We start from the raw sequence: 21,707 nt of genomic DNA, 5'->3' as shown, positions 1-21,707 counted from the left end.
GTGCTCAGACGCTTACCACCGGGTGTTCCAATCCGCGCAGCCGTGGTGCACGTGATCTCGCTGACAGGCAGCGCTGTCGTAGTGCGGGAGATGACAGATGGCCACCGGGCGGCGTGTGCTCCCACCGCTACACCGCCCAGCGGGGTTACGCCGCCGAGCACCAGACTCACCGAACGCCCCACTCACCGCAATGTCCAATGTACTCACCGCCATCAGAGGCGTCACTGGAGCTGTCGCATCGGCGTCAACCGCGTGCTTCTACGCACCGTAACCTCAACGTAAAGTATTTCCATACAATATTTCTGACGAGCAGACTCGGCCATGCGACGCTAAGACCAGACCGGTTATCGTTTTGGTGCAGCGGCGGTGAAAGACATGAAATCAAAGCCGAAAAATCCACTGTGCAAAAGCTGAATATACTTGAGAATTCTGTGCGGATCGGGCAAAATCACAAACCATGAGAGAATCACATACGAGAGGCCAAGCCTCCGATTCACCGCAACTCTTGTCGACCAATCGCTTTAATGTATACTCAACGACTTGAGCCAAAAAGCGGCTACGAACCCGAGGCGGGTCGGCTTAAAATTCCAAGCTGACGGCGCAGCACAGGTGGCGGCAACTCCAGGGGTAAAGTGTGACGACGGGGACCATTCAAGCAGATCATCGGTTTTCTTGCAATATATGCGGGTATAATAGCTGCTCACAGCTGAGAGATAGAGTAGACGGACGCTCCGTTGTAAGCTGTGACCAGTGTAGGATGGGAGTTCTACAAAATGTTCCCGAAGATCTAAGTATTTTTTACGGAGGAGATTACTATAAGGCCGGCGATGGCGAAGGCAAGGAGGGCTATTCTAATTATGAATTCACCGCTGAGCATTCGTTGTTGTGGGTGAAATTATGCGTAAAATCTCTTCGAGACTCAGGGGATATTCTAGATGTAGGGTGTGCAGATGGGCATCTCCTTGCTAATCTCCCGACGCAATTCAATCGGTACGGAATAGAAGCTAACCACGCAGCGTCACTGGAAGCTACTCGGCGGGGCATACAAGTTATTTCCAGCGATCTATTTTCCTTGTCGGGACGCGAGGAATGGATAGGAAAATTTGACATAATTACGTCCGTAGCTACCTTCGAGCACTTGAGGGACTTCAGAGGCGGTGTAGAGCTATGCCTCAGATTGCTTAAAGAGGATGGCGTTCTGTTGTTGGAGGTGCCTCTCCTTTCGGATTGGGCGAATAACGACACTTGGTTTTCTTCTTCCTTGGAGCATGTTTACTACCCAACCCTACAAGGGCTGGAATGGCTCCTGTCCAACGAGATGGGTGCATATTTTGTTGGCGGGGAAGTGCACATAAAAGGATTTGCTAGTAATTATATAGCTTTTGTAACCAGGAGTGAATCAACTTTTCGGCGTATTAAGAATTTGTACGAGGTGCTTACGCGTTCCGATCTTTCCCAATTATCTGACGAGGAGTGCGCCCTAAATTTGGCGTTCAACGTCGGTCATGCATTCGATGTCACTCCCGATCGAGTGTTAATGCTTCCAAAGCTTTTAAAAACCGAAACTTCTTTTCACTTCCTTACACGTCTGACTCACCTATGGCACGCCGATGCACTAGCGTCTGCTCAGCTGCATTGGGCCCTCGAAACATTAAATACGGCAAATGAGTATGGATCTAGGCAATCCCATGAGGTTGTACGTTTAATTGCGCTATCGAGAGATTTGGAGCAACGTGTGACCTTCCTAGAAAATAAATTGCGAGAGAACGCTCGGCTATTACCCTAGCATTACGGTTAATTTTTTATTGTGGTTTTAACTCTCTTCGGTGCCATGATTGGCGCATCATTGACGGCCGGGATTTCAGTCGGAGCGACGCTGGATTTGTGGGCCTTATCGCTTCGGGAGGTGAAGGCCCGCATGCGGCTGCTATTGACCTAGGAGCGGGTCGCCGCCTCGGCCTGGGCGTTCTTAGACGGACTGCTCGGCGCGGAGCGGCGCAAGATCAGCTGCATGCGGGCTGAAGCCGCTGACGTCGCGATCCCTGGGGTCAGCAGGCTTTGGTCGGCGAGGGCGTTGGGATGCCGAGGCTCCGCGCAGCGTCGTGCTGGACTATGCGCTGGAGGCCCTGGCCGACCCGGACGCGGTTCTGATCTTCGACGAGACCCGCGTTCTAAAGTTGGGCAAGGCCTGCCGCGGCATGCATCGCCAGTATACCGGCTCGGCCGGCAAGATCAACAACCATCAGTTTGGCCTGTTCGCTGCCTATGTCTCACAACATAGCCATGCCTTCATCAATTGGGCCTTGTACTTGCCCAGGACGTGGACCTAGTGCACTGACGCGGACGTATGCATCAAGGACACGAAGCTAACCCGCTGCCTTACATTGATAATTCGGCGTGGATCGTGCACCATTTGAGTTCGTCTGTGCACTAGTGCACGGACTCAGACGGATGGTTCTGGGGCTCGATTGAGGGCGTCGAAGATGGCGGCGGCGGGCTTGGTCCAGACGAAGGGTCGTGGGCTTTGGTTGTGCTCACCGATGTAGCGTTTGATGGCGGCCTGAAGGTCGACGATACCGGTGAAGGTGCCCCGTTGCAGGCGGCGGCGCGTCAGTGTGGAGAAGAAGCCCTCAACGGCATTGAGCCAGGAGGCTGAGGTCGGTGTGAAGTGGAAGGCCTATCGCGGGTGGCGGGTGAGCCAGGCGCGCACCTTCGGGTGCTTGTGGCTGCCGTAGTTGTCGAGCACCACGTGGATCGCCTTGCCCGCTGGGACTGCCGCCTCGACGGTGTTGAGGAAACGGATGAACTCACCGTGGCGATGGCGCTGCATGCAGCGGCCGAGCACGGTGCCTTCCAGGACGTCGAAGGGCGGCAAACGACGTCGTGGTGCCGTGGCGGGTGTAGTCGTGCGTCTGAGCGGCAGGATGCCCGGGCCCGAGCGGCCGATCGGGACGGGTTCGCTCCAGGGCCTGGATCTGGCTCTTCTCGTCGATGAACAGCACCACGGCGTGGGCGGGCGGTTGCATGTAAAAACTGACGACATCCTCGACTTTTTCGGCGAAGGCCGGGTCGTGGGAGCGCTTGAAGGTCCGCACTAAGGTTGTCGCGGCGGCTGGCCATGCCTGTCAGCGGCGACACCGTCCTGCGCCTGATCCGTCGTCGCGGGACCGTACCGTCTCCGTCGCCGCGGGTAATCGGCATCGACGAGTGGGCGTGGCGGCGCGGCCGGTCCTACGGCACCATCGTGTGCGACCTGGAGCGGCGGCACGTCATCGATCTGTTGCCCACCCGCTCGTCGGCGCCGGTGCGGGACTGGCTCACCGCCCATCCGAGCGTGACCGTCGTCAGCCGTGACCGTTCGGGACCCTACGCCGAGGCCGCGCGCACGGGAGCACCGACGGCGACGCAGGTCGCGGATCGCTGGCACCTGCTCGTCAATGCTTCCGAGGCCCTGCGCGGCATCGTCGAGCGGCACCAGTCCGAGATCCGAGACTGTGGGCAGCGACCCGCACCGGCCATCGAAGCGCACGCTGAGCGTATCCTGCAGGTCGATCGGGAGCGGCCGCAGGCCTTCCTGCACGAGGTGCGTGATATCCTGGCCGAGCAGGGTGTCCGCACGAGCGTCAGCGGGCTGTGGCGGTTCTTCGCCCGGCCTCGGATCACCCGTAAAAAGGGGTTGTCTACGCGGCAGAACAGGAGCGTTCGGAAGTGAAAGCCGCACGGGAGGCGTGGTTCGAAAGCCAACACGACCTCGACCCCGATGCTGTCGTCTTCATCGACGAGACGGCGACCGCTACGAACATGGCCCGTACCTACGGTCGGGCTCCACGCGGCGAGCGCTACCGGCTCCTCGTGCCCCAGGGCCATTACAAGACCACCACCGTCACCGCCGCCCTGCGCACCAGCGACTTGGTCGCCACCACCCTGTTCGACGGGGCCACCAACCGCGCGCGCTTCCGCGCCTACGTCACCGACACCCTGGTCCCGGTACTGAAGCCGGGTGACACCGTCATCCTCGACAACCTGCAATCCCACAAAGTCATCGGCGTGCGCGAAGCCATCGAGGTGGCCGGCGCACGGCTCCTCTACCTTCCGGCCTACTCGCCAGACTTCAACCCGATCGAGCAGGCCTTCTCAAAGCTTAAGGCGCTGCTGCGCACCGGTGCTGCTAGAACCCACCCAGACCTTTGGGCAGCCATCGCCCGGGCCTGCGCAGACTTCACCCAAGCGGAATTCCGCCACAACATCACCGCCGCCGGATACGACGCTTATGACCCAACCTAAACGGCAACAGCTCTAGTTCACTTTCGCGAGGACTACTTTCACAAAATCACCCACATTACGCAGCCCATCTAATTCGCGGCTGGTGAATTCGAATTTGTAGTGCTCTTCCGTGGCCGCAATAATGGAGATCTGAGCGAATGAGTCCCAGCCAGGAACATCTCTCGCGCCGAGGTCCGGATGAACAGCCACCTTTCTTCCAAATACGTCTTCAAACGTTGCTGAAAGGAACTCGTAGGCCTGTTCTTCGCTTGTCATCAAGTTTGCTCCTTAGGGGCTAAGTCCGGCTTAAGACCATTGATGCAAATTGATAATCCGTTTTATCCATTTTTTTAAAACCAAAGCGCTCGTACAGCTTAACCGCTGAAGTGTTGTCGCGCCGAACATGGAGAAAAATATCTTTTGAGGGATCCAAATCAAGCAGTGCAGCGACCGCAATCGCACCGAACCCCTTTCCTCGGTTGCCAGGACTTACTGCGAGGCGACTTAGGTAAAGTCCGTCAGCTACCAATGGCTGAATCGTCGCACTGTAGCGCTGGAGCGACGTCATGAAAGTTGCCTTGCCTGCGCCCTGGAGACGCCTGATGATCGTCAGGGCGACTTCTCTCCTCACCCGGTCGAGGCCGGCTGCCGGAAGGCAACTGAAAAGCGCCACATCTTCTCCTTCGTGTCGAGCAACGTAGAGATGCTCCGTCTCGGTGCCGGGAGATGATAGCTGATCACCAATGAGACATCGGATCTCGTGTGCGGGTAGAGGAATGATAGAATAAAAATCTAGAGCAGCCAGTCGAACAAGCTCCGCTAAATTGTCACGGCGATTGCCGTCGGCCGAGATTTCCTCTCTTTTCAGCAGAGAAAATTCTGAACGAGCCAAAATCTGCTCCATCATCAACGCCGAGCGACTCTGGAAAGATGATTGTCGAGCCAGACCGCCGCCGCCCTTCGGTCGATCTTATCATTCTCGTTCCGAGGCATTCTCTCTATTTCATAAATCGCCTCCGGAACCGCGTGAGGCTCAAGAAGGAGCGCAAGCTGATCTCGCAAAGAAGCCTCATCGAGGGTCATACCTAAGTGAGACTCAACAATTGCAACTAAGGTCTCATCTCGCTTGATGACACATGGTACAAGCCAGCCGGCAGACCGTATCGCCGCAGCGATCTCGTCCAGCTCGATCCTGTAACCTTTAATCTTTACCTGAAAATCAGCTCGCTCTTTGAAATAAATGTTCCCATTGATCCTTTCTGCTAAATCACCGGTAAAATATGCACGCTCTTTGCGGCCGCCAAGCTCGATCATTCGGAAGCTTTTCGCGGTCTTTTCGGGATCATTCAGATAACCCTCGGCCAGCTGAGTGCCGAGAAGTACGATTTCACCCTCGTCAGGATGGGAGCCGCCGACTAGGATAAGGCCAGTGTTCGGAATAGGATTACCAAGCGCGACTGACGCCCGACTGACGTCGTTTAGGTTTTCTCGTGTAAGCGGGAGTTCGGTCAGCGACACCGTAGCCTCGGTTGGTCCATAGGTATTCTGAATTTTCGCTCTTGGTGCAGCCTCGAAGAGTGCTTCTACTTGCTGCGGAAGCAGGGGCTCTCCAATGAAGTTGAATAGGCGCACGGACGCCAAATTCTTTGACGTTAGTTGCCTGCCCTGCATCATTAAGCTGATGACGCTCGGCACCGAATTCCAAATTGTAATGCCCTCCCGTGCGATCATCCGTGCCGGCATGAGACGATCGGTGTTCGACACAAGGGGATGCAGAGATGCACCAAAGCAGAGCGCTCCGTAGATATCTGTCGCGCTGATGTCGAATGCGAGATTGGCGTGCTGCGAGCAACGGTCCTCAGATGTAATATTAAACGTCTCCAGCCAATCGACGTAGTTGTTGAATGCCGCACGCGGAATTACGACACCTTTCGGATCTCCGGTCGAGCCAGATGTAAACAGGATATACGCTCTTTCATTGCGGGGCCTGATCTCTGGCGCGGCAGATAACGGGGGCACGGAACCTGGATCTATTAGATCTGCGCGGGGTGCCGCATCCTTTAGAATCTCAGCGACGGGGCTAGACGCTACGATGACGTCCGGCTGAAGTAGCGACGCGATGCGTTTCAATTTGTGAGGCGGCGCTGAGAGATTGAGGGGCGTATAGATTCCTCCCGCGAGACCGGCTCCGAGAATTGCCGCGTAAGCATCTGCGCTCTGCGGTAGGCCTACTAGGACCTTGGGATCGAGTGCTGATTTGGCGAAGCATGCGGCAAATCCATACGCTCTGGCGATTAGTTCTGCGTAAGTTAGTGTGTTGTATTCGGTAACGATGGCCGGGCAAGCATGGTACTTAGCTGCCGAATAGAGTACGCGCTCAAGCACATCCATTGTTCCTACCTCGAAATGAATTCGCGATTTGCATTTGCAATAATATTACGCCAAGACTCGAAATCACTTTCCGTTACTCCGTCGAAAGCAGCGGTGTGGGCGATATATCCATACAATAACGTGTCGTATATCTTCCTGACGCTGCCAGGTGCATTTACGCCATCAGACCGCGATACAAAGATAAGCGGATTGCTCGCATATTCCTGTAATGCATCGTGTATCTGGATAATAGTATTCTCAACTTCAGAGTGTGACGTATCGGTCCACTTGTACAAAAATATCTTTTCGCCTTCCCGGAGATCTTCGAGCAGTTTGCGTTTGAGTATTTTGATCTGTCGACACATGCCAGTCAGGACGCCTGAAGGCTCCTTTTCGACTGATGCGAAGGTATGGCGACCAAGGGTATATTCGCGATCCGAGAACCAGTAATCCTCAGATTGTGAAGTGAGGCGTCCGAGCTGAGATTGCGAGATCTCTCCGACTCCTGCGAACTCCATCTTGAGTGCCTTCAGTAAACCTTCTGGCTTTATGTATGTCCAACGCAGCAACCCCAACGGCTCGTGTCCAACCTCTCTTTGCAGAACCCCCAACTCGCACCCGCTCCCTAGCGATTCTATTTTTCTTAAAGTATCGCCGGCGGCTAACGCGAAATCTGTCTTGACTCTCTCTATCGACAGTCGAGGATCTTGCTCAACATCATGGCGTTCAAGCAGTGTCGCATCGGCCTCCGCCGCGCGCCCGAGGCGTCTGAGCGCTTGTACGTGGAGCCCCAGCCAGTGCGGATCATCAGCAAAAAGTGACCGCACCTTTCGCCAGCGTTCTTCCGCACTGACCCAGTCTTTCCTTCTTTCGGAAGACCAACCGGCCCACTGCCAAAGATACGGATCTTCAGGAAAGGCCGCCAATGCATCACTTATAACATCCTCGACGCGGCTAAGGTCAGATTGCGCGAGTAGATTTTCGATGGTTTTGTAGTAATCTTGAGGAATGACGGGCAAAAGCGCGTCCGCATCGCCAGATCGTCCAAGACGCCTAAGTGCCTGGACATGTAATTGCAGCCACTTCGGATCGTTCGGGAATAGAGAGCACACCTTTCCCCACCTTTGCTCGGCGGAGACCCAATCCTCTTGTTTTTCAGCTACCCAACCAGCAAACTGCCACAGAAATGGATCCTCTGGAAACTTCACGAATGCTTCTTGAAGTCTCTCCTCAGCGCCGCTGAGATTCGAGAGGGCTATCAAATTTTCGATGCTTTTATAATATTCTTTCGCTATCATTTTATCTGCCGCCTTACCCGCGATGGCGCGCCTTTGGAAAAGTGCCGACTGGGTTCCGGGCGGCCCATTTAGAATGGAGAAGGAATCTCTGCAAGCCGCATCAGTGAGGCTGTACAAGGTGGATCGACTTTCTGGCCATTTGGTGGAGATGGCCGGCGCCTGTCACAGTTGCGCGGATCGACCCGTCTGGGACGAACTGGAAACTGCGGAAATAGGTGCCGGTTGCACCGGGCTTCCCTATCTGGTGTTCCCATGTCACTCAATTGACGCTCTGTATGTCTGCAACGAGGCGGATCGGCGACCTTGTGGCGCGGTTGCCGTGCTTGCTTTCATGGGTCGCCTTGACTCGGGATGTAATCGACTAGGCCGACGCCGGTACAAGGCCTGATCGATGAAGGCGTGACCGGCCGCGAGGCGTAGGCCGCGAACACTCCGATCTGACGGTTTGTGATCCTGCCGGCGGAGCCGGTATACTGGCGATGCACCCCGCACGAGGCCTTGCCCTGCTTCAGGAAGCCGGTCTCGTCGAGAACCAGAACCGCGTCCGGGTCAGCCCGGGTTTCCAGGGCAAAGTCCTGCACTACGTCGCGCATGGCGCCGGCATCGCAAAGTCGACGACCGAGCACGGCTTGCTGACTCCAGGGTCCGGGATCGCCCGCGGCTTCCGCCCGCATCCATCCCGTCTTGCGCCACTCCGCGCCGAGAAGTCCATCCAGGAATGCTCCGGCCGAGGCCGCGACCCGCTCGTGAGTAAACAGCGGGCGCATGCGTACCTTCACCGCCCGCAGCGACGTGGCCCACAGCTCCAGCGTCGCCTCGATCGAGGTCCCTGACGTCCATGATGGGCGAATCATGGTGACGGAGATCCCCAGAACCTCGATTAAAACGCAACTGTAATGCTAGATAGGTACGCTCACGCTCGGTCTTCAGCTCGGCAGCCTTGGCCTCGGCCGCCTGGCAGATGGCGGAGCCGCCGATCAGCGCGGCGCCCAGAGCGATCAACGGCAACTTCAGCCTTTCTGGCATGAATATCACGCTGAGGAAGGCGACCACGACACAGGCGATTCTGCTCACGCCGACGAGCGACGCGAAAGGCGATTACGCCGCCCACGGCCAGAACAGGATGCCGAGCATAGGTCAGATCCATTTTAGGCAGAGCGCTACCTCGACTGCCGTTCGGCGTGATCGGCCCTGCTGCCAAAAGGCTCGCGGTGGTCGGCCAGGGTGGCGGACGTAAGCGCGCAGCCGCGCCGCAGGACGAGGCGTCGGTCGCGAGGTGGAGGACCGCCACCACGACCACCGGAATCCAGCACGGCATCAGCGCAGAACGGGAAGCCGCAGGCGGCCTGTGCCACGCGCGTGTACGAGGGCGAGGCGCGCCCGGACCGGGTTGAGGTGCAGGATGCCGAGCAGCCGCGGCCGCCCTATCCGTTGGGTTGGGCGTGCGATGCAGGCGTGGTTGCTGGCCTCAGGCGTTCACCCGGAACTCGATCGATATTTCGGCCTGTCGAGAGATCGGTCACAGCCACGACGGTGTCGAACGGAAGCGTCCCAGAGGCGCAGGTACGCCCGCCAAGCGTGGTAATGCTTCAGATTCTCGATGTGCTGCCCGACGCATGCGGCTGTGTGGTCCGTCGGCAACAGCTTGTTGAGAGCTACAGATCTAAAAGGCGTCTCTGATTAGAATGGACCACGCGATGGGCACGACGAACGAGCGGACTACGGAGCGTGGCGCTAAGGCGGAGAGGCGCGACCGGCCAGCCGACGTCTATGAGCCGCAATTCCCAGCCAAGCGCCGGGAGACGTGCGAAGACCGGACCGTGGTGTTCGACCCGCACTTCCCGACATCGCGCCGCCAATAGTTCGGGCACTCGGGCGGTCAGGCCCGCGTTGAGCTGGTTCTGACAGAAGTAGCGGGATGAATCAGGTCGAGCTGATCAACGTAGTGATGGCGAGTGTCGCGCAGGTGACCCACCGGCGTATCGCCTGCGTCCGCCCGACCGATGACTTCGCCGCGGTTGTCAGCGTCGAGGGCGGCACCTCAGCCCAGAAAAAGGCTAACATCTCCGTGCTCCTCTGCCCGAGCGCGTAGTTATAGAAATTCGCGACGCGGGCTGCGAGGTGGAACCTCCGACGTAACCGCCGCGAGCCGGAAGCCGTGATGTCAGACAAGGCTTGGACCGTCACACAGTCACGCTATGTCCTGCGTGATCGCTGGCTCACGGTGCGAGCGGATTACTGCGTTACTTCGCGCGGCGTGGTCCTCGCGCCCTACTACGTGGTCGAGCGTCCGGACTTCGTGGCCGTACTGGCCATCGACAGGGACGACCACGTCATCTTGGTGCGGCAGTACCGCCATGGGCTCAGGACCATGTCGCTGGAGCTGCCGGGCGGCGTGATGGACGCTGGCGAGGTAGACCCAATGGCTGTTGCGCAGCGCGAGCTTGTCGAGGAGACCGGGTATCGGGATGGCCGCTTCCGTCTTCTCGTAACGCTGGGGGTTCAACCGGCTTCGGCGTCGAACCGTGCGCACCTTGTCCTTGCCGAGGGCGTGGTACCTGGTCTCGCGCATCCGGAGGCGTGCGAGGACATCACTGTCGTGCGGGTAGCACGCGAGGAAGCGCGCGCGTTAGCGATCTCCGGCGCCATCCTCAACGCCAAGCACGTCGGCTTCCTGCTGCTCGGGCTCGCGCGTCTCGAAAACGGCGCCTAGGCTTTAAAACTGCTAGATTTTCGGTTCCGGCATGTGGTGTGACGGATCGAGCCTGAAGCGTTGAGGCTGTTTCGTCCAGGTCAAGCAAATAAATTCGTAGGGTGTGAGGCCCCGTAGGGTCTTCAAGCGGCGGCCGTAATTGTAGGCCTCCACGAACAGCTGAGGGTGACAGCGCAGCTCGTCGTGGTCGGCATAATGGTAGCGCTTGACCGTCGCGTCCTTGACGGTGTGGTTCATCCGTTCGACCTGGCCATTCGTCCATGGGCAGCGCGGCTTGGTCAGGCGATGCTCGATCCGATCTTCGTCTGCTCGCAGGCCCATGCGAATGAATGCCAGCGATAGAGGCGTGGCTCGTCCCGCTCGGCCCAGTAAGCAGCCGCCTTGGCCTCGGCCTCTTCGTTCACCAGTTTGTTGTCGGTAAATTGAATGCCATTGTCGGTTAGGACCGTGTGAAGCGTGTAGGGTACGGCTGCAACGAGTTCATGTAGAAAAGCCGCTGCGATCCGCTGGGTTGCCTTTTCGTGCAATTGAACGAAAGCGAACTTACTCGTCCGATCGATGGCGACGAACAGGTGGAGCTTGCCTTGTTCCGTGCTGACCTGCGCGATGTCAATGTAGAAGTAGCCGATCGGGTAAGCCTTGAACTTTGAGCGCTTCGGCTTGTCGCCATCGACATCCGGCAGACGGCTGATGCCGTGACGCTGTAGGCAGCGGTGCAAACTGGAGCGGGTTAAGTGCGGGATGCTGGGCTGGAGCGCGAAGAGGCGATCATCCAGCGGCAGCAGGGTATGCCGTCGAAAGGCGACGATGACCGCCTCATGCTCCAGGCTCAGAACAGTGGAGTGAGGCCCTTTCGGTCCCATCCGCGCATCGGTGCTGGTCGGACGTGAACGCCACTTCTGCACGGTGGTCGGGCTGATGCCGTAGCGTTTGGCGGCGGCTCTTACGCTCTCTTGACGAGCTTGGATTGCCCGACGGACCGTCTCAGTCGTCGTGGCGCAGCCGTGGAGAACCTGTCCCATAGCGCGTCCCTCCATGCGGTATCAATCGTACCACCACACAGCGGGACTGAACATCTAGTCGCGGGACAGGGCGACGCGACCGCTCGGCGTCAGGCCTCCGCTTGCGTAGATCCCAAGGCGATCGGTCTGTCCATCCCATGGGTAGTAGAACAGCGCCGCGATCGAGCCAGTCGCGATCTCCGGAGCAAGATCTGCGCGCAGGGCTTTGACGATCGGTAAGCGCGCTGCGTCGTCGGACGGGCACGCGGTCGAGTCGCGCGGCGCGCCCGCTCTGTCAGCCAACAGGGTTTGCCCGTTGACTTGGCCGCCGGAATACAGGCGAGGAAGACGTAGCGGCGCAGGTGCTCGCGACGCTGCGCGTCCGTCAACCGCCAACACTCGCAGTCGCTCTGGGTCCGACTTGGATAAGCCCGGCCGCGGCCACCCGCTCGAGGTGTCGGGGGCACGGCGCGGCGCGTTTGCTGGATATTGTGGCAACATTACAAGATGCGGGCCGATGTGGCCTGCGTGAAGGGTTCTTCCGCACTTTCGGTGCTGAAGGTTTGGCATCCGATCAAGCTTTGCCGATCCCGGCTCATGCAGCATGCAGGACGCGTTGGCGCAGGAGATCGAAACTGGCGCGACCGTACATGCTCCGCTTGATCAGCTTGAGGCGGTTGACCTGCCCCTCGACGGGGCCGTTGCTCCAGGGCTCGACGATAGCGGCGCGCACGGCTGGCTCGTCCCGCCCGAGGACGGTGTCGCCGCTGACAGGCATGGCCAGCCGCCGCGACAACCTTGCGCCGGCCTCACCACCCAGCACCATGCCGATGTCGGTCTGCGCCTCCGCCAACCGGTCGTTGCGGCGCGCCTTGCGCGCACCCAGCCCCGGCACGCGTTCGGCAAAGATCCGCCCCGGGCAATGGCCGCAGCGAAAGCGGCGCACCTGCACCCGCCACGTCACCGACCGGTCCTGCCAGGGCAGGTCGTCGAACGTCCGCCAATACCTGCTGTGCACCCGCGCCGAAGCACGCCCGCAGACCCGACAGCAGGCTTGGGCTGCCGTGGTTTGGGCGGTGATCAGCAACCCGGACGTGTCCAGCGTCAGACCATCGACGTGCAGGCCGTCCGGGACCGACGGCAACGACGGGTTCGAGATCGGCATCGCACTGCCCTCGGGCCAACATGCGAATCAACGTCCAAACCACCGCTCAGCACCGAAAGTGCGGAAGAACCTGCGTGAAGGCGCCCGATGAAGTCGAGGATCGGGCTGTAGTCCTCTCCCGTGCTCGGCAGGTAAGGCAACCGAACGGCTCGGACGCCGGCATCAACGAGCTCATTGACAATTGCAGCCCGGCGCTCGACCGTAAGCCACTGCGGATTGATCACGTTCACGCCGATGATCGGGTCGGCGCGGCACGGGAATGCGGCGAGGACAAGCCACAGGACAGCAAGCAGTTGGATCACGGATGCCTCGGAGGGCCAAACATCCAGCTTATGAGGCGGAGTGACGCGATGCGTCACACCCAAAGCGTTCGACTTGCTTCGGCAGCCCTCTTGATCAGGAGAACGCCGAGGTATTGACCGGCCAAATCACAACGATGATATTGGCGTGAGCCTTGATGGTGCACTTCGCGACGCCTGCGAAGATCGCTGGCGAAACGTCGAAGCTCCCGTGATCGCCTGCGCCTCGGCCGCTCGCGCTGTTCCGATCCTGCCCGGCTGTACGTAAGCATCCGGTCTGGGCCGCCGGCATTCCAATCGCGATAGATCGACCGCGTTAGGCGGCGTCAGCGACGAGCGGAGTGGCAGCAGATTGCTGCCAGTTCCACGGCAGCAGGGCATCCAAGTCGCGGGCGGGGGGATCGTTGATGCGCGCGAGCACATCGGCCAACCACGCCTGCGGGTCGACACCGTTGAGGCGCGCGGTCTGGATCAGCGTGTACATCACCGCAGCACGCTCGCCGCCCCGCACCGAGCCCGCAAACAGCTAGGCTTTCCTGCCCAGGGCGATCCCGCGCAGCGCCCGCTCCGCCGCGTTGTTCGTCATGCAGATCCTGCCGTTGTGAACGACGCGCTCGAAGGCCGGCCAACGCTTGAGCATGTAGTCCATCGCTTTGGCTACATCGGCATGGCGCGAGAGACGGGCGCGCTCGGCCCGCATCCAAGTCTCCAGTCCGGCCACGAGCGGGGCGAGGTGCTCCCGCCGGACCTGGAGACGGGCGGCGGCGTCGAGGCCGTTGATCTCCCGCTCGATCGCAAAGATCGCGTCGATGCGCTCCACCGCCAGCGCAAGTGGGGCCAGAACTGGCAACCGGCCGCGGGCCTTGGCCGCCACGTCGGCGAGCACGAAGAATCTGCGGCGCGCATGGGCCCAGCATGCCGCCTCGACGAGCGATCCCAAACGGCGCGTGGCGGCGTAGAGCCGGTTGAACCCGGCAAACGCATCGGCCTGCAGCACACCGGAGAAGCCATCGAGGTGGCGCTCGGGGTGCTCGCCCAAACGATCGGGGGAGAACTGGAGCAGCGCCGCCGGCGGGTCGCGGCCGCCGAACGGCCGGTCGTCGCGCACGTACACCCAGGCCCGCCCGGTCGCCGCCTTGCCCTTGGCCAGGATCGGCACCGGCATGTCGTCGGCATGCAAACGAGCACCAGCCAGCACATGGGCGCGGATCCGTTCGACCAGCGGACGCAGCAGGCCCGCGCAGCCGCCGACCTGATCGGCCAGGGTCGAGAGACTGATCGGCACACCCTCGCGGGCATAGCGCTCCGCCTCCCGGTTCAGGGGCTGGTGCTGCCCGTACTTCTCGAACAGCACGCAAGCCAGCAGGTTGGGACCGGCAAAGCCGCGCGCCAGGACGTGGAAGGGCGCGGGTGCCTGGGAGATCGCCTCGCAGGCGCGGCAGGTGAACTTCTCACGCACATGCTGGACCACCTTCCAGGAACGCGGCACCAGCTCCAGCGTCTCGGTGACGTCCTCGCCGAGCTTGGCCAGGCGGGTCGAGCCACAGCAGGTGCAGGCCGTCGGACCAGGCACGAGGATGCGCTCGCGCGGCAGATGCTCGGGCAGCGGACGGCGGGGGCCGGATCGGCGGCGCGGGTTGCGTGGAGCGCTTCCCTGAGCTTCAGCCGCCGTCTCGGCCGCAAGCTCGTCCTCGGCGACGCTCGCCTCCAGCTCCTCCAGTTCGAGCTCCATCTGATCGAGCAGGCGTGCGCCGCGCTCCGAGCGCTGGCCGTAGAGCTAGCGCCGAATCTTCTCGACCGCGAGCCGCAGATGCAGGATCATCGCCTCGGCGCTGGACTCCCGCGCCTTGGCTCGGTCGATCTCGACCTGCGCAGCCGCCAGCTCCGCCTCGCGCGCCAGCACGAGGCGCTTGAGGGCGTCGATGTCGTCGGGCAGGGAGGAGCCGGCCGGGACCATGCCTGCCATCAAAGCTGATTCGCCGACCTTCGGGGTGCGTCCGGATGTGGACAAGCCTGGCCTGAGTCACCCCGCCGCAGCGGGGCGCCAGGTTCGCTGCGGGTGGCGCCAGTCGATCCCCTCCAAGAGGTAGCCGAGCTGGGCGGGGGTGATCGCCACGGCACCGGCTGTCGGCGTCGGCCACAGGAAGCGGCCCCGTTCCAGCCTCTTGGCGTAGAGCGACAGCCCAAGGCCATCGTGCCAAAGACATTTAATCAGGTCGCCGCGGCGTCCTCGGAAGCCATAGAGATCGCCGGCATGGGGATCGCGACCGAGCCCCTCCTGCACCAAGAGCGCGAGGCCATTCATGCCGCGGCGCATGTTGGTAACGCCTGTCGCGATCCAGACCCGGGCGGCCGACGGGTAATTACCCAGGCCTGTGACGGCTGGGATCAGGCACCGACGGTCTTGAGGATGGTGCTGAATGGGCTGTGGCCTGCGAGGCGTGCGGTATCGACGACGGTGCGGATGGCGGCTTCGCCCTCGGCGGCCCACATCGCGCGGTAGCCGTTGGTCACCTTCCGCTGGACGACCGCTGGGCGCAGCAGTCGCTCTGAGCCGTTGTTGGTCGGTTCGACCGCGCCGGGATGGGCGAGGAAGACGAGGAGCTGATCACGCGCCCGTCCGATCTTGGCCTGCAGGTCGCGGGTCAGGTCGCAGCGGCTCGGTGTGGCGAGGATGGCGCCGAGCTGTCGATCCAAGGTCCGGCGCTTGGCGGCGAGCGTCGAGGCGGCCAGATCGGTGACGCGCTCGGCCAGGCCGAATACCGTCTGTAACCAGAACTGCAATCGCCAGGGCACGGGATCGTCGCTGACCTCGACGACGTAGGCGACGTCGCGGGCGAGATGGGCGAGGCAGGTCTGGTGCGCAGCCGCGTGGCCCTGCTGGGCGGTGTAGCGGTCCGAGATCCACACCGCGGGCCGGTGGCCGTCCATCATCTCCCGCACCACGATGGCGCCCCGCGTCGGCGAGGCCGTGTGCACCACGGCGTCGGCCGCGTGGAACACCCAATGATAAGCGTTGCTGCCCTCGATCCGGACGCCGGTCTCGTCCGAGGCGATCACAGCGGCCCGGCGTAGCGTCGAGACGGCCTCCTCGCGACCGGAGCGGAAGTGCCTCTGCGCGCGCTGGAGCAGGTTCATCAGCCCGCCCTGGCTGAGCGTCAGACCGAACAGGTCCGCCAAGGCTGCCTGCAGTCGCTCGTAGGACAGAGCCTGGAAGGTCTTGAGATAGGTCGCCACCGCATGCAGCCGTGGGCCGAACGGCGTGCCCCGCGCCGCCTCCGGCACCGGCGCGACGACCCGCGCCCCGCAGGTCGGGCAGTGCACGGCCAACCGTCGATGCTGCGTTACGACTGGTGTCACCTCCGGCAACTCGATCCGCTGGGACACGCTCACGAGTTCGACAGGAAGATCTCCGTGCAGGGCGCCGCAGCAGCACGCGCAGCGGTCGGGCCGATGATCGACGACCGCGTCGGGATCGTCGCTCATCACACGGCTATGGCCCTCGTGGCCGGGCTTGGCCCCGCCAGGTTTGGATTGCTCGCGCCGCTCCTTGCGGTCTGTGGCGGGCGGCTTCGAGGACGTGCGAGAGGTCTTGTCCGGACGCTGCAGACGCAGCACCACCTCATCCTGAGCCTGTCGAAGGATCGATCAGTTCCTCGCGGCTCAACCGCTCAAGATCGCTGCGCCCCATCCTACGAAAGAATCAGCGAAACCCGACCCGCGCAAGAGCCTGGGTAATTACGCCGACGGGACCGGGATCATCGCCGTTCCAGCACGTCGAGCACGCGGGTGAGCGCGGCGGCATCCACCCCGGCGTCGACCACCACGCGTCGGCCCGGGCCCAGCACGATCACCATCCGGCCGGCTCCCCGAGACGCCGAGGTGCGACCAGCCTGTTCCCGAAGCGTCTCTGACGCGGGCACCACGACCGCCGGCACGAAGGATGGCGCCGGCATCGATCGGCTCCCTTCGAACGCCCGCCGCCAGATCAGCAGTAGCTAGCACGAGATGCCGTACCGGCGCACGGTGGCCGACACCAGGCGCGGTCCCTGCAGGCTCTCCAGAACGATGCGCAGCTTCTCGTCTTCCGACCAGCGCCGACGGCGGCCGGTCTCGACGACCTCAAGGCGCTGTAGCCGCCGTGCACTGTACGTATGACTGTCCATACGCACAGTTCTCAACGGACGTGCATCAGCACCGCAAGGCGGCCCTCATCGGAGGGATACGGCTGTACGACACACAAGGCAGCCTCAAGCTTAGGCGCCGCTGTAGAGCAGTTGTGCAATGAACTCGCGGAGCGTCGAGTAGCGGGAGTACCGCAATGCGCTAAAAGCTGGCGAAGAGTTCCCCAAGTTACCGAGCAGCCAAGATCCTCGTTAAGATCTCGACTTTGGCAAAACCGATTCCAACGAGGCGCTCGCGCGGGGCGTATTGCAGTACTTGACTCTCGCGGATAAGCAAGACTTGGTGGCCTGAGGGCTGGTCAGCATGACCGCGAGATGATTCTGAAAAAATTATCGAACATTGGGGTTTGATCAAAGTTCTCGGCAGCGAACTTGAAACAGCTCTCGCGAAGCTCCCTATAACGATCAGGATCATCAGCCAATTCGCAAATTTTTCCCGCGAAATCAGAATAAGCTCCTGGCCGGATGAGAAATCCGTTTGTTCCAGCGTCGATCAATTCGCAAATGCCCCCGATTGAGCTACCAAGTACAGGTATTCCGAGAGCGTTTGCCTCCATGATTGCGTTTGGACGGCCATCAACGTGAGATGGAAGGACAAGTAGGTCGCACGATAGCATTGCGATTCTTACATCCTCCACGAAACCGAGGACAGAAACAAGTTCGGCAGGGAGACTGCAGTGCGCTTCCTCTCTTACCAGGTCCAGCATAGGGCCGCTGCCAGCAATTAGAAATCCGATGTCTGACCGGCGGCCTGTGACCTCGCGAACGATTTGAAGGAATCCGAGTGGGTTCTTTTCCGGAGACATTCGTCCGACGTAACCAACTACAAAGGACACCGAGTTCTTGAAGCCGCAACCGGACCGTAACGCCGACACGCGGTCAGCATCAACCTTTCTTCGAGAGAAAAACTCGAGGTTGACGCCGCTTGTCAGGACAGTAATTTTGTTCGCCTCGATATCCCGTTCTAACAGAAAATCTTTCATGGCTCGGCTCTCGACAATGTAACAATCAATGTACGGAGAAAATGTCAGAGAAAGTCGCGTATGGCCTGTCGTGTTGAATATTTGGTCTACGATAAATAAATCCTTAAATCTCCGTCTTAGATCAGGCAGCATCGGATAGATATCTGCAGATCCGGCAATAAGCAAGGTTTTTACACCTCTAGATTTCACCAAGTGACTAATCAAGTCAGTATAAGATTGCTCTTCAGCAAAATCATACAATCGAAGAACGCTGCCGGAGCGCTCGGACCAAGCGCTATTGTCCTCTGCATAGCTGACAGGTGTCGCATGCTGAACCGTCAGCAAAGAACTTGCTCCGCGTTTGACGACTTGATCCATAAGGCGCAAAGTTAAGTTATCGCGGACGAGATACGGAACGCAGCACAAAATATCGGCTTGATACTTGCCCAATATACCAGTATTTTCGAACCAGTCCAAGGTAGACTCTTGGTTTATGGCATCAAGATGCCACTCCACCCTGTCCGTCATTCTCGGACGACCCGCAAAACGAGCCCGCCAGGGAGTTTCGTTCGCTGGCCTAATCAGTCGTCCTTCGTCCCTGCCATACAAGATATAATGCAGAAGCGGGTTCATTCTGGCTTCTGCTATGTCATGATTTTCGTCGAGATAACATAGACCGTCGAAATAAACACTGGGGCTACGACCCTCTAGGCCACCGTACGTCAGGTAATGCCAGATTGGATCAATTCCCTGCCTGAAAAGATCGGCGTTTTGGGAGAGGTAGTATTCAGCGTCAAATAATCCGCTCGTAAGCAAAAGCGATTCATCCAGACCTGATACTTCCCCGTTTCGCCCCCAACGCGAGCGACCTTCCCCACGTCCATACCTTAGATAATGTATAAGAGGATTTAAGCCTGCGCGTCTGACATCATCGTTCTCCCTCAAGTATATATCCGCCTGGAAATACCTACCGAATTCATTTAACTTCGTCCAGCCTCGTTCCAGAAAATGTGAGAGTGGGTCAGCTAGAATTTCGTCATTCGGGAACTGATTGGCTTGGTAGATCTCAGGATCAAAAAACCTCGAAACCATTATGATTTCACGATCCGAGTACGCAAGGTGATCATCGACAACGAATGATTTGCCTGAAATATTTTTGAGAGTCTGCCTCATCAAGTCTAAATGTTTTCCGACTGCTTCTACGTTGTGGCGTCTGGATCTCCGGGCGCTTGCATCTGACGCCAGTCGGACTAATCCAGAGCGCGCGAGGTTTATGGCGCTTCGAGGCTGAAACGCAGAATGCTTACTTTCATTATCGGACGGGACAAGTGGATGGCCAGCATGACGATAAACTACTTCTCCGCCCAAAGCTAATACAAGTTCTGGCGCAGTTCGGCCTACAATTTGGATAATCGCCTTGTTGAATTCCGCAAGTTCATTGCTCAATGAGCAACGATTTTTGGGACGAATAAGTGACGTAAAAGGCCGTAGCGAAAATCCTTTAATTACATGCCGATCAAAATGGCTCGCTGCAAATTTATTATTCATAGGGCTGACCACAAGTGCCAAGCTTTCCGGAGCATAGAAAGTATGGCTCCCGCTGCCTAGACAGCTATAACTTAAGCTGCTGCGTGAATCTGCCTGTGCTTCAATGAATATGGCATCTGGGCTGAAATGTGCGGCATGAAATCCAATCCTTTCGCAAAAGAATGGTTTAGGGACGCAGCTGCTGCCTGAAAAAATAACCAAGTAGGAGCAAGACGAGTTCGATATTATATCCCAAATGCGTTCGGTCAGCGTAGCGCCAGCGCGGCTGCGCTGGAGCACAAGGGGGAGCGGTGAACGAATAGGAGGTGGACTATGACCTTGAAAATTTAAGATGATCTCGGAGGGTTGTACCGTTTGATTTATACACGCGTCTAAGAAATTCCAGATTTCTCCTGGGTTTTTATGACTATCTACAATAACAGCAAAAACGACTCCCAATACAGTTCCGCCAGCCACACGATTATTTGGCCGGCTCGAAGAGTAAGCGCTACTATTTTTCATGTATTACTCACATGCGAAGTTTTTATAATAACTTATTTCGATGTAAATTGTCGAAGCCACGACGTTAGCTTTCCGCGCTGCGAATGCTCTGCTAATGCGTGATGATTAGGTTTGTTGGCCTCAATCTGTGCGGCCAACCTGTTGATGGTACTAGACATCCTGCTCGTTGTACGGAGCATTGATCGAAGCTCTAAGTTCGCGGGTGAGTGACTCAAAGCCGCCTCAAGAACGCTGCCCGGGTGCGGGTCCGCGTTGGCGATTGAGTTACTGAAATCAAGAAAATTTTGGATCTTGGAAGGAGATTGTGTGATCGACGATAGTAGCCGCATGCGGTTTTGAAAAGACATCTCAGCGTATTGATCATGTGCGACTATTTGTGAAAGCCGGCCTGCTAAGTCTGGGAATTTACGTTGCTGGATCAAAACAGGAGCGATCCACTTCCAGAATATATATATAAACTCGATAAATGTAGCTTGAGGGTTTTTATGTGTAATATTACTGCCGTGTACGCGATAGCTCATCAACCTTTCCGGTAAGGTGGCGATTTTATGTCCGCCGACAACGAAGCGTGTAAAGTGTTCATAGTCAGGGGCGTACACCATGTTCGGGTCTAGTACCCCAACTTTATCGTGGGCCTCTCTTCTCATCATTACGGCAGAGTGTGCAATATAATTTCCAGATATCCAGTTAGAAAGATCATTTAGATCTCTTTCTTTGTTGACCCATTCTTCTTGCAGGTTCGGCGATGTCACAAATTTCCCTTGCCCGTCGATGACATCTATAAAGGTGCTTACGAGATCGTAGTCGGGGTTGGCTGAGAAAAACGCCAGCTGTTTGCGGAATTTAGTTGGATGCGGTACGTCATCTGCGTCTATCGAGCAGACGAAGTCGCCGTTTATGTGTTTGTAGGCTTCCGCGTAGGCCGCACATGCTCCACGGTTCTTTTCTGAAGTAATGACTTCAATTCTCTTGTCTTTCTGAGCGTAAGCACGAGCGACCGCTACTGAATCATCCGTAGATGCATCGTCTATAATTATATGCTGAATATTCTTATAATCCTGAGAAAGAATTGCTTCTATAGTATGAGGGAGAAATCGGGCATAATTGTAACTTAATGTGATGATGGAAATAAGCGGACTTTGTGTCGTGCTTGGAGTTTTCATCAATTCGATGCTCTTTATTGTGTGACCGAGGTATCCTTTAGACGATGAGATCGGCTAGCTGAAGTAAGCCAGCGTTGATCAATTTACCATCTTCGCATGTCCGTATGCGCAAATTGGCGCTGCGCGCCTGCATCGCATCGATCGTTTTATCGTTGCCGGAGATGGGCGATTCTTCGCGGCTTCAGGGGCGACGTCTAAAAATTCGATCTCACCGTTTTCTGTCCGTGGTGTGATTTCAGA

Annotated in this window: 13 protein-coding genes and 7 pseudogenes; 5 read left to right on the top strand and 15 right to left on the bottom strand. The window is 58.5% G+C overall.

From position 1 onward, the window contains the following. Positions 1-757 precede the first annotated feature (757 nt). Both MKK65_RS29345 and MKK65_RS29340 read left to right on the top strand, forming a co-directional pair. Entirely contained in the window at positions 758-1,786 is a 1,029-nt protein-coding gene (locus MKK65_RS29345; protein WP_243961717.1) for a class I SAM-dependent methyltransferase, read from the top strand. 45 nt (positions 1,787-1,831) lie between these two features. Continuing rightward, positions 1,832-2,327: pseudogene (locus tag MKK65_RS29340) on the top strand (transposase); the annotation flags it as partial. Between the two features lie 116 nt (positions 2,328-2,443). Here MKK65_RS29340 and MKK65_RS29335 read toward each other — a convergent pair. Beyond that, positions 2,444-3,092, bottom strand: a pseudogene (locus tag MKK65_RS29335) (IS630 family transposase); the annotation flags it as partial. 26 nt (positions 3,093-3,118) lie between these two features. On the opposite strand from MKK65_RS29335, the pseudogene MKK65_RS29330 reads away from it, so the two are divergent. Beyond that, positions 3,119-4,284, top strand: a pseudogene (locus MKK65_RS29330) (IS630 family transposase). Positions 4,285-4,296: 12 nt separating this feature from the next. Here MKK65_RS29330 and MKK65_RS29325 read toward each other — a convergent pair. The 5 genes and pseudogenes from MKK65_RS29325 to MKK65_RS29305 form a co-directional block, all read right to left on the bottom strand. Next, positions 4,297-4,539, bottom strand: a complete 243-nt coding sequence (locus MKK65_RS29325; RefSeq protein ID WP_243961715.1) for an acyl carrier protein — start codon at positions 4,537-4,539, stop codon at positions 4,297-4,299. A 19-nt stretch (positions 4,540-4,558) separates the two neighbouring features. Further along, positions 4,559-5,170 carry a GNAT family N-acetyltransferase gene (locus MKK65_RS29320; protein ID WP_243961713.1) on the bottom strand — a complete coding sequence of 204 codons (612 nt, stop codon included), beginning with the start codon at positions 5,168-5,170 and terminating at the stop codon, positions 4,559-4,561. After that, the gene (locus MKK65_RS29315; protein WP_243961711.1) at positions 5,170-6,654 is read right to left on the bottom strand and encodes an AMP-binding protein; all 1,485 of its coding nucleotides are present in this window, start codon (positions 6,652-6,654) and stop codon (positions 5,170-5,172) included. The genes MKK65_RS29320 and MKK65_RS29315 overlap by 1 nt, the downstream gene beginning before the upstream one ends. A gap of 5 nt (positions 6,655-6,659) precedes the next feature. Next, the gene (locus MKK65_RS29310) at positions 6,660-8,048 is read right to left on the bottom strand and encodes a tetratricopeptide repeat protein (RefSeq protein ID WP_243961709.1); all 1,389 of its coding nucleotides are present in this window, start codon (positions 8,046-8,048) and stop codon (positions 6,660-6,662) included. A gap of 183 nt (positions 8,049-8,231) precedes the next feature. Beyond that, a pseudogene (locus tag MKK65_RS29305) lies at positions 8,232-8,785 on the bottom strand (transposase); the annotation flags it as partial. Between the two features lie 1,064 nt (positions 8,786-9,849). On the opposite strand from MKK65_RS29305, the gene MKK65_RS29300 reads away from it, so the two are divergent. Both MKK65_RS29300 and MKK65_RS29295 read left to right on the top strand, forming a co-directional pair. Next, a complete protein-coding gene (locus MKK65_RS29300) occupies positions 9,850-10,023 on the top strand; it encodes a hypothetical protein (RefSeq protein WP_243961707.1) in 174 nt (57 codons plus the stop codon). A 69-nt stretch (positions 10,024-10,092) separates the two neighbouring features. Further along, positions 10,093-10,644 carry an NUDIX hydrolase gene (locus MKK65_RS29295; protein WP_243961705.1) on the top strand — a complete coding sequence of 184 codons (552 nt, stop codon included), beginning with the start codon at positions 10,093-10,095 and terminating at the stop codon, positions 10,642-10,644. Positions 10,645-10,656: 12 nt separating this feature from the next. On the opposite strand, the pseudogene MKK65_RS29290 reads toward MKK65_RS29295, so the two are convergent. From MKK65_RS29290 to MKK65_RS29255, 9 genes and pseudogenes are all read right to left on the bottom strand, one after another. Further along, positions 10,657-11,666: pseudogene (locus tag MKK65_RS29290) on the bottom strand (IS481 family transposase). Between the two features lie 574 nt (positions 11,667-12,240). Beyond that, complete coding sequence (locus MKK65_RS29285; protein WP_409565521.1) at positions 12,241-12,789, bottom strand: transposase family protein; 549 nt, start codon at positions 12,787-12,789, stop codon at positions 12,241-12,243. Positions 12,790-13,425: 636 nt separating this feature from the next. After that, a pseudogene (tnpC, locus tag MKK65_RS29280) lies at positions 13,426-15,066 on the bottom strand (IS66 family transposase). Between the two features lie 66 nt (positions 15,067-15,132). After that, positions 15,133-15,447: an IS66 family insertion sequence element accessory protein TnpB gene (tnpB, locus tag MKK65_RS29275; RefSeq protein WP_409565520.1), complete on the bottom strand. Its 315-nt coding sequence runs from the start codon at positions 15,445-15,447 to the stop codon at positions 15,133-15,135. Between the two features lie 50 nt (positions 15,448-15,497). Next, a pseudogene (gene tnpC, locus MKK65_RS29270) lies at positions 15,498-16,800 on the bottom strand (IS66 family transposase). Positions 16,801-16,867: 67 nt separating this feature from the next. Further along, positions 16,868-17,065: a hypothetical protein gene (locus MKK65_RS31450; RefSeq protein WP_313902072.1), complete on the bottom strand. Its 198-nt coding sequence runs from the start codon at positions 17,063-17,065 to the stop codon at positions 16,868-16,870. 42 nt (positions 17,066-17,107) lie between these two features. Beyond that, positions 17,108-17,275, bottom strand: coding sequence for a transposase (locus MKK65_RS31445; protein WP_313902071.1), 168 nt, complete (start codon positions 17,273-17,275; stop codon positions 17,108-17,110). 317 nt (positions 17,276-17,592) lie between these two features. Next, positions 17,593-20,304, bottom strand: coding sequence for a glycosyltransferase family 4 protein (locus MKK65_RS29260; RefSeq protein WP_243961703.1), 2,712 nt, complete (start codon positions 20,302-20,304; stop codon positions 17,593-17,595). A gap of 32 nt (positions 20,305-20,336) precedes the next feature. Next, a complete protein-coding gene (locus MKK65_RS29255) occupies positions 20,337-21,467 on the bottom strand; it encodes a glycosyltransferase family 2 protein (protein WP_243961701.1) in 1,131 nt (376 codons plus the stop codon). Positions 21,468-21,707: the final 240 nt, after the last annotated feature.

This window comes from Methylobacterium sp. J-001 (genome assembly GCF_022829565.1).
In the GTDB taxonomy this organism is placed as follows: domain Bacteria; phylum Pseudomonadota; class Alphaproteobacteria; order Rhizobiales; family Beijerinckiaceae; genus Methylobacterium.
Note: the sequence above shows the minus strand (reverse complement) of the source record. Positions and strands in the feature narration are given on the sequence as shown.

Bases quoted from the DNA above. Each gene is read 5' to 3' on its own strand.
- MKK65_RS29345 (WP_243961717.1), top strand. From the start codon at position 758: ATGGGAGTTCTACAAAATGTTCCCGAAGATCTAAGTATTTTTTACGGA.
- MKK65_RS29325 (WP_243961715.1), bottom strand. From the start codon at position 4,539: ATGACAAGCGAAGAACAGGCCTACGAGTTCCTTTCAGCAACGTTTGAA.
- MKK65_RS29320 (WP_243961713.1), bottom strand. From the start codon at position 5,170: ATGATGGAGCAGATTTTGGCTCGTTCAGAATTTTCTCTGCTGAAAAGA.
- MKK65_RS29315 (WP_243961711.1), bottom strand. From the start codon at position 6,654: ATGGATGTGCTTGAGCGCGTACTCTATTCGGCAGCTAAGTACCATGCT.
- MKK65_RS29300 (WP_243961707.1), top strand. From the start codon at position 9,850: ATGAATCAGGTCGAGCTGATCAACGTAGTGATGGCGAGTGTCGCGCAG.
- MKK65_RS29295 (WP_243961705.1), top strand. From the start codon at position 10,093: ATGTCAGACAAGGCTTGGACCGTCACACAGTCACGCTATGTCCTGCGT.
- MKK65_RS31450 (WP_313902072.1), bottom strand. From the start codon at position 17,065: ATGCCGGCGCCATCCTTCGTGCCGGCGGTCGTGGTGCCCGCGTCAGAG.
- MKK65_RS31445 (WP_313902071.1), bottom strand. From the start codon at position 17,275: ATGGACAGTCATACGTACAGTGCACGGCGGCTACAGCGCCTTGAGGTC.
- MKK65_RS29260 (WP_243961703.1), bottom strand. From the start codon at position 20,304: ATGAAAAATAGTAGCGCTTACTCTTCGAGCCGGCCAAATAATCGTGTG.
- MKK65_RS29255 (WP_243961701.1), bottom strand. From the start codon at position 21,467: ATGAAAACTCCAAGCACGACACAAAGTCCGCTTATTTCCATCATCACA.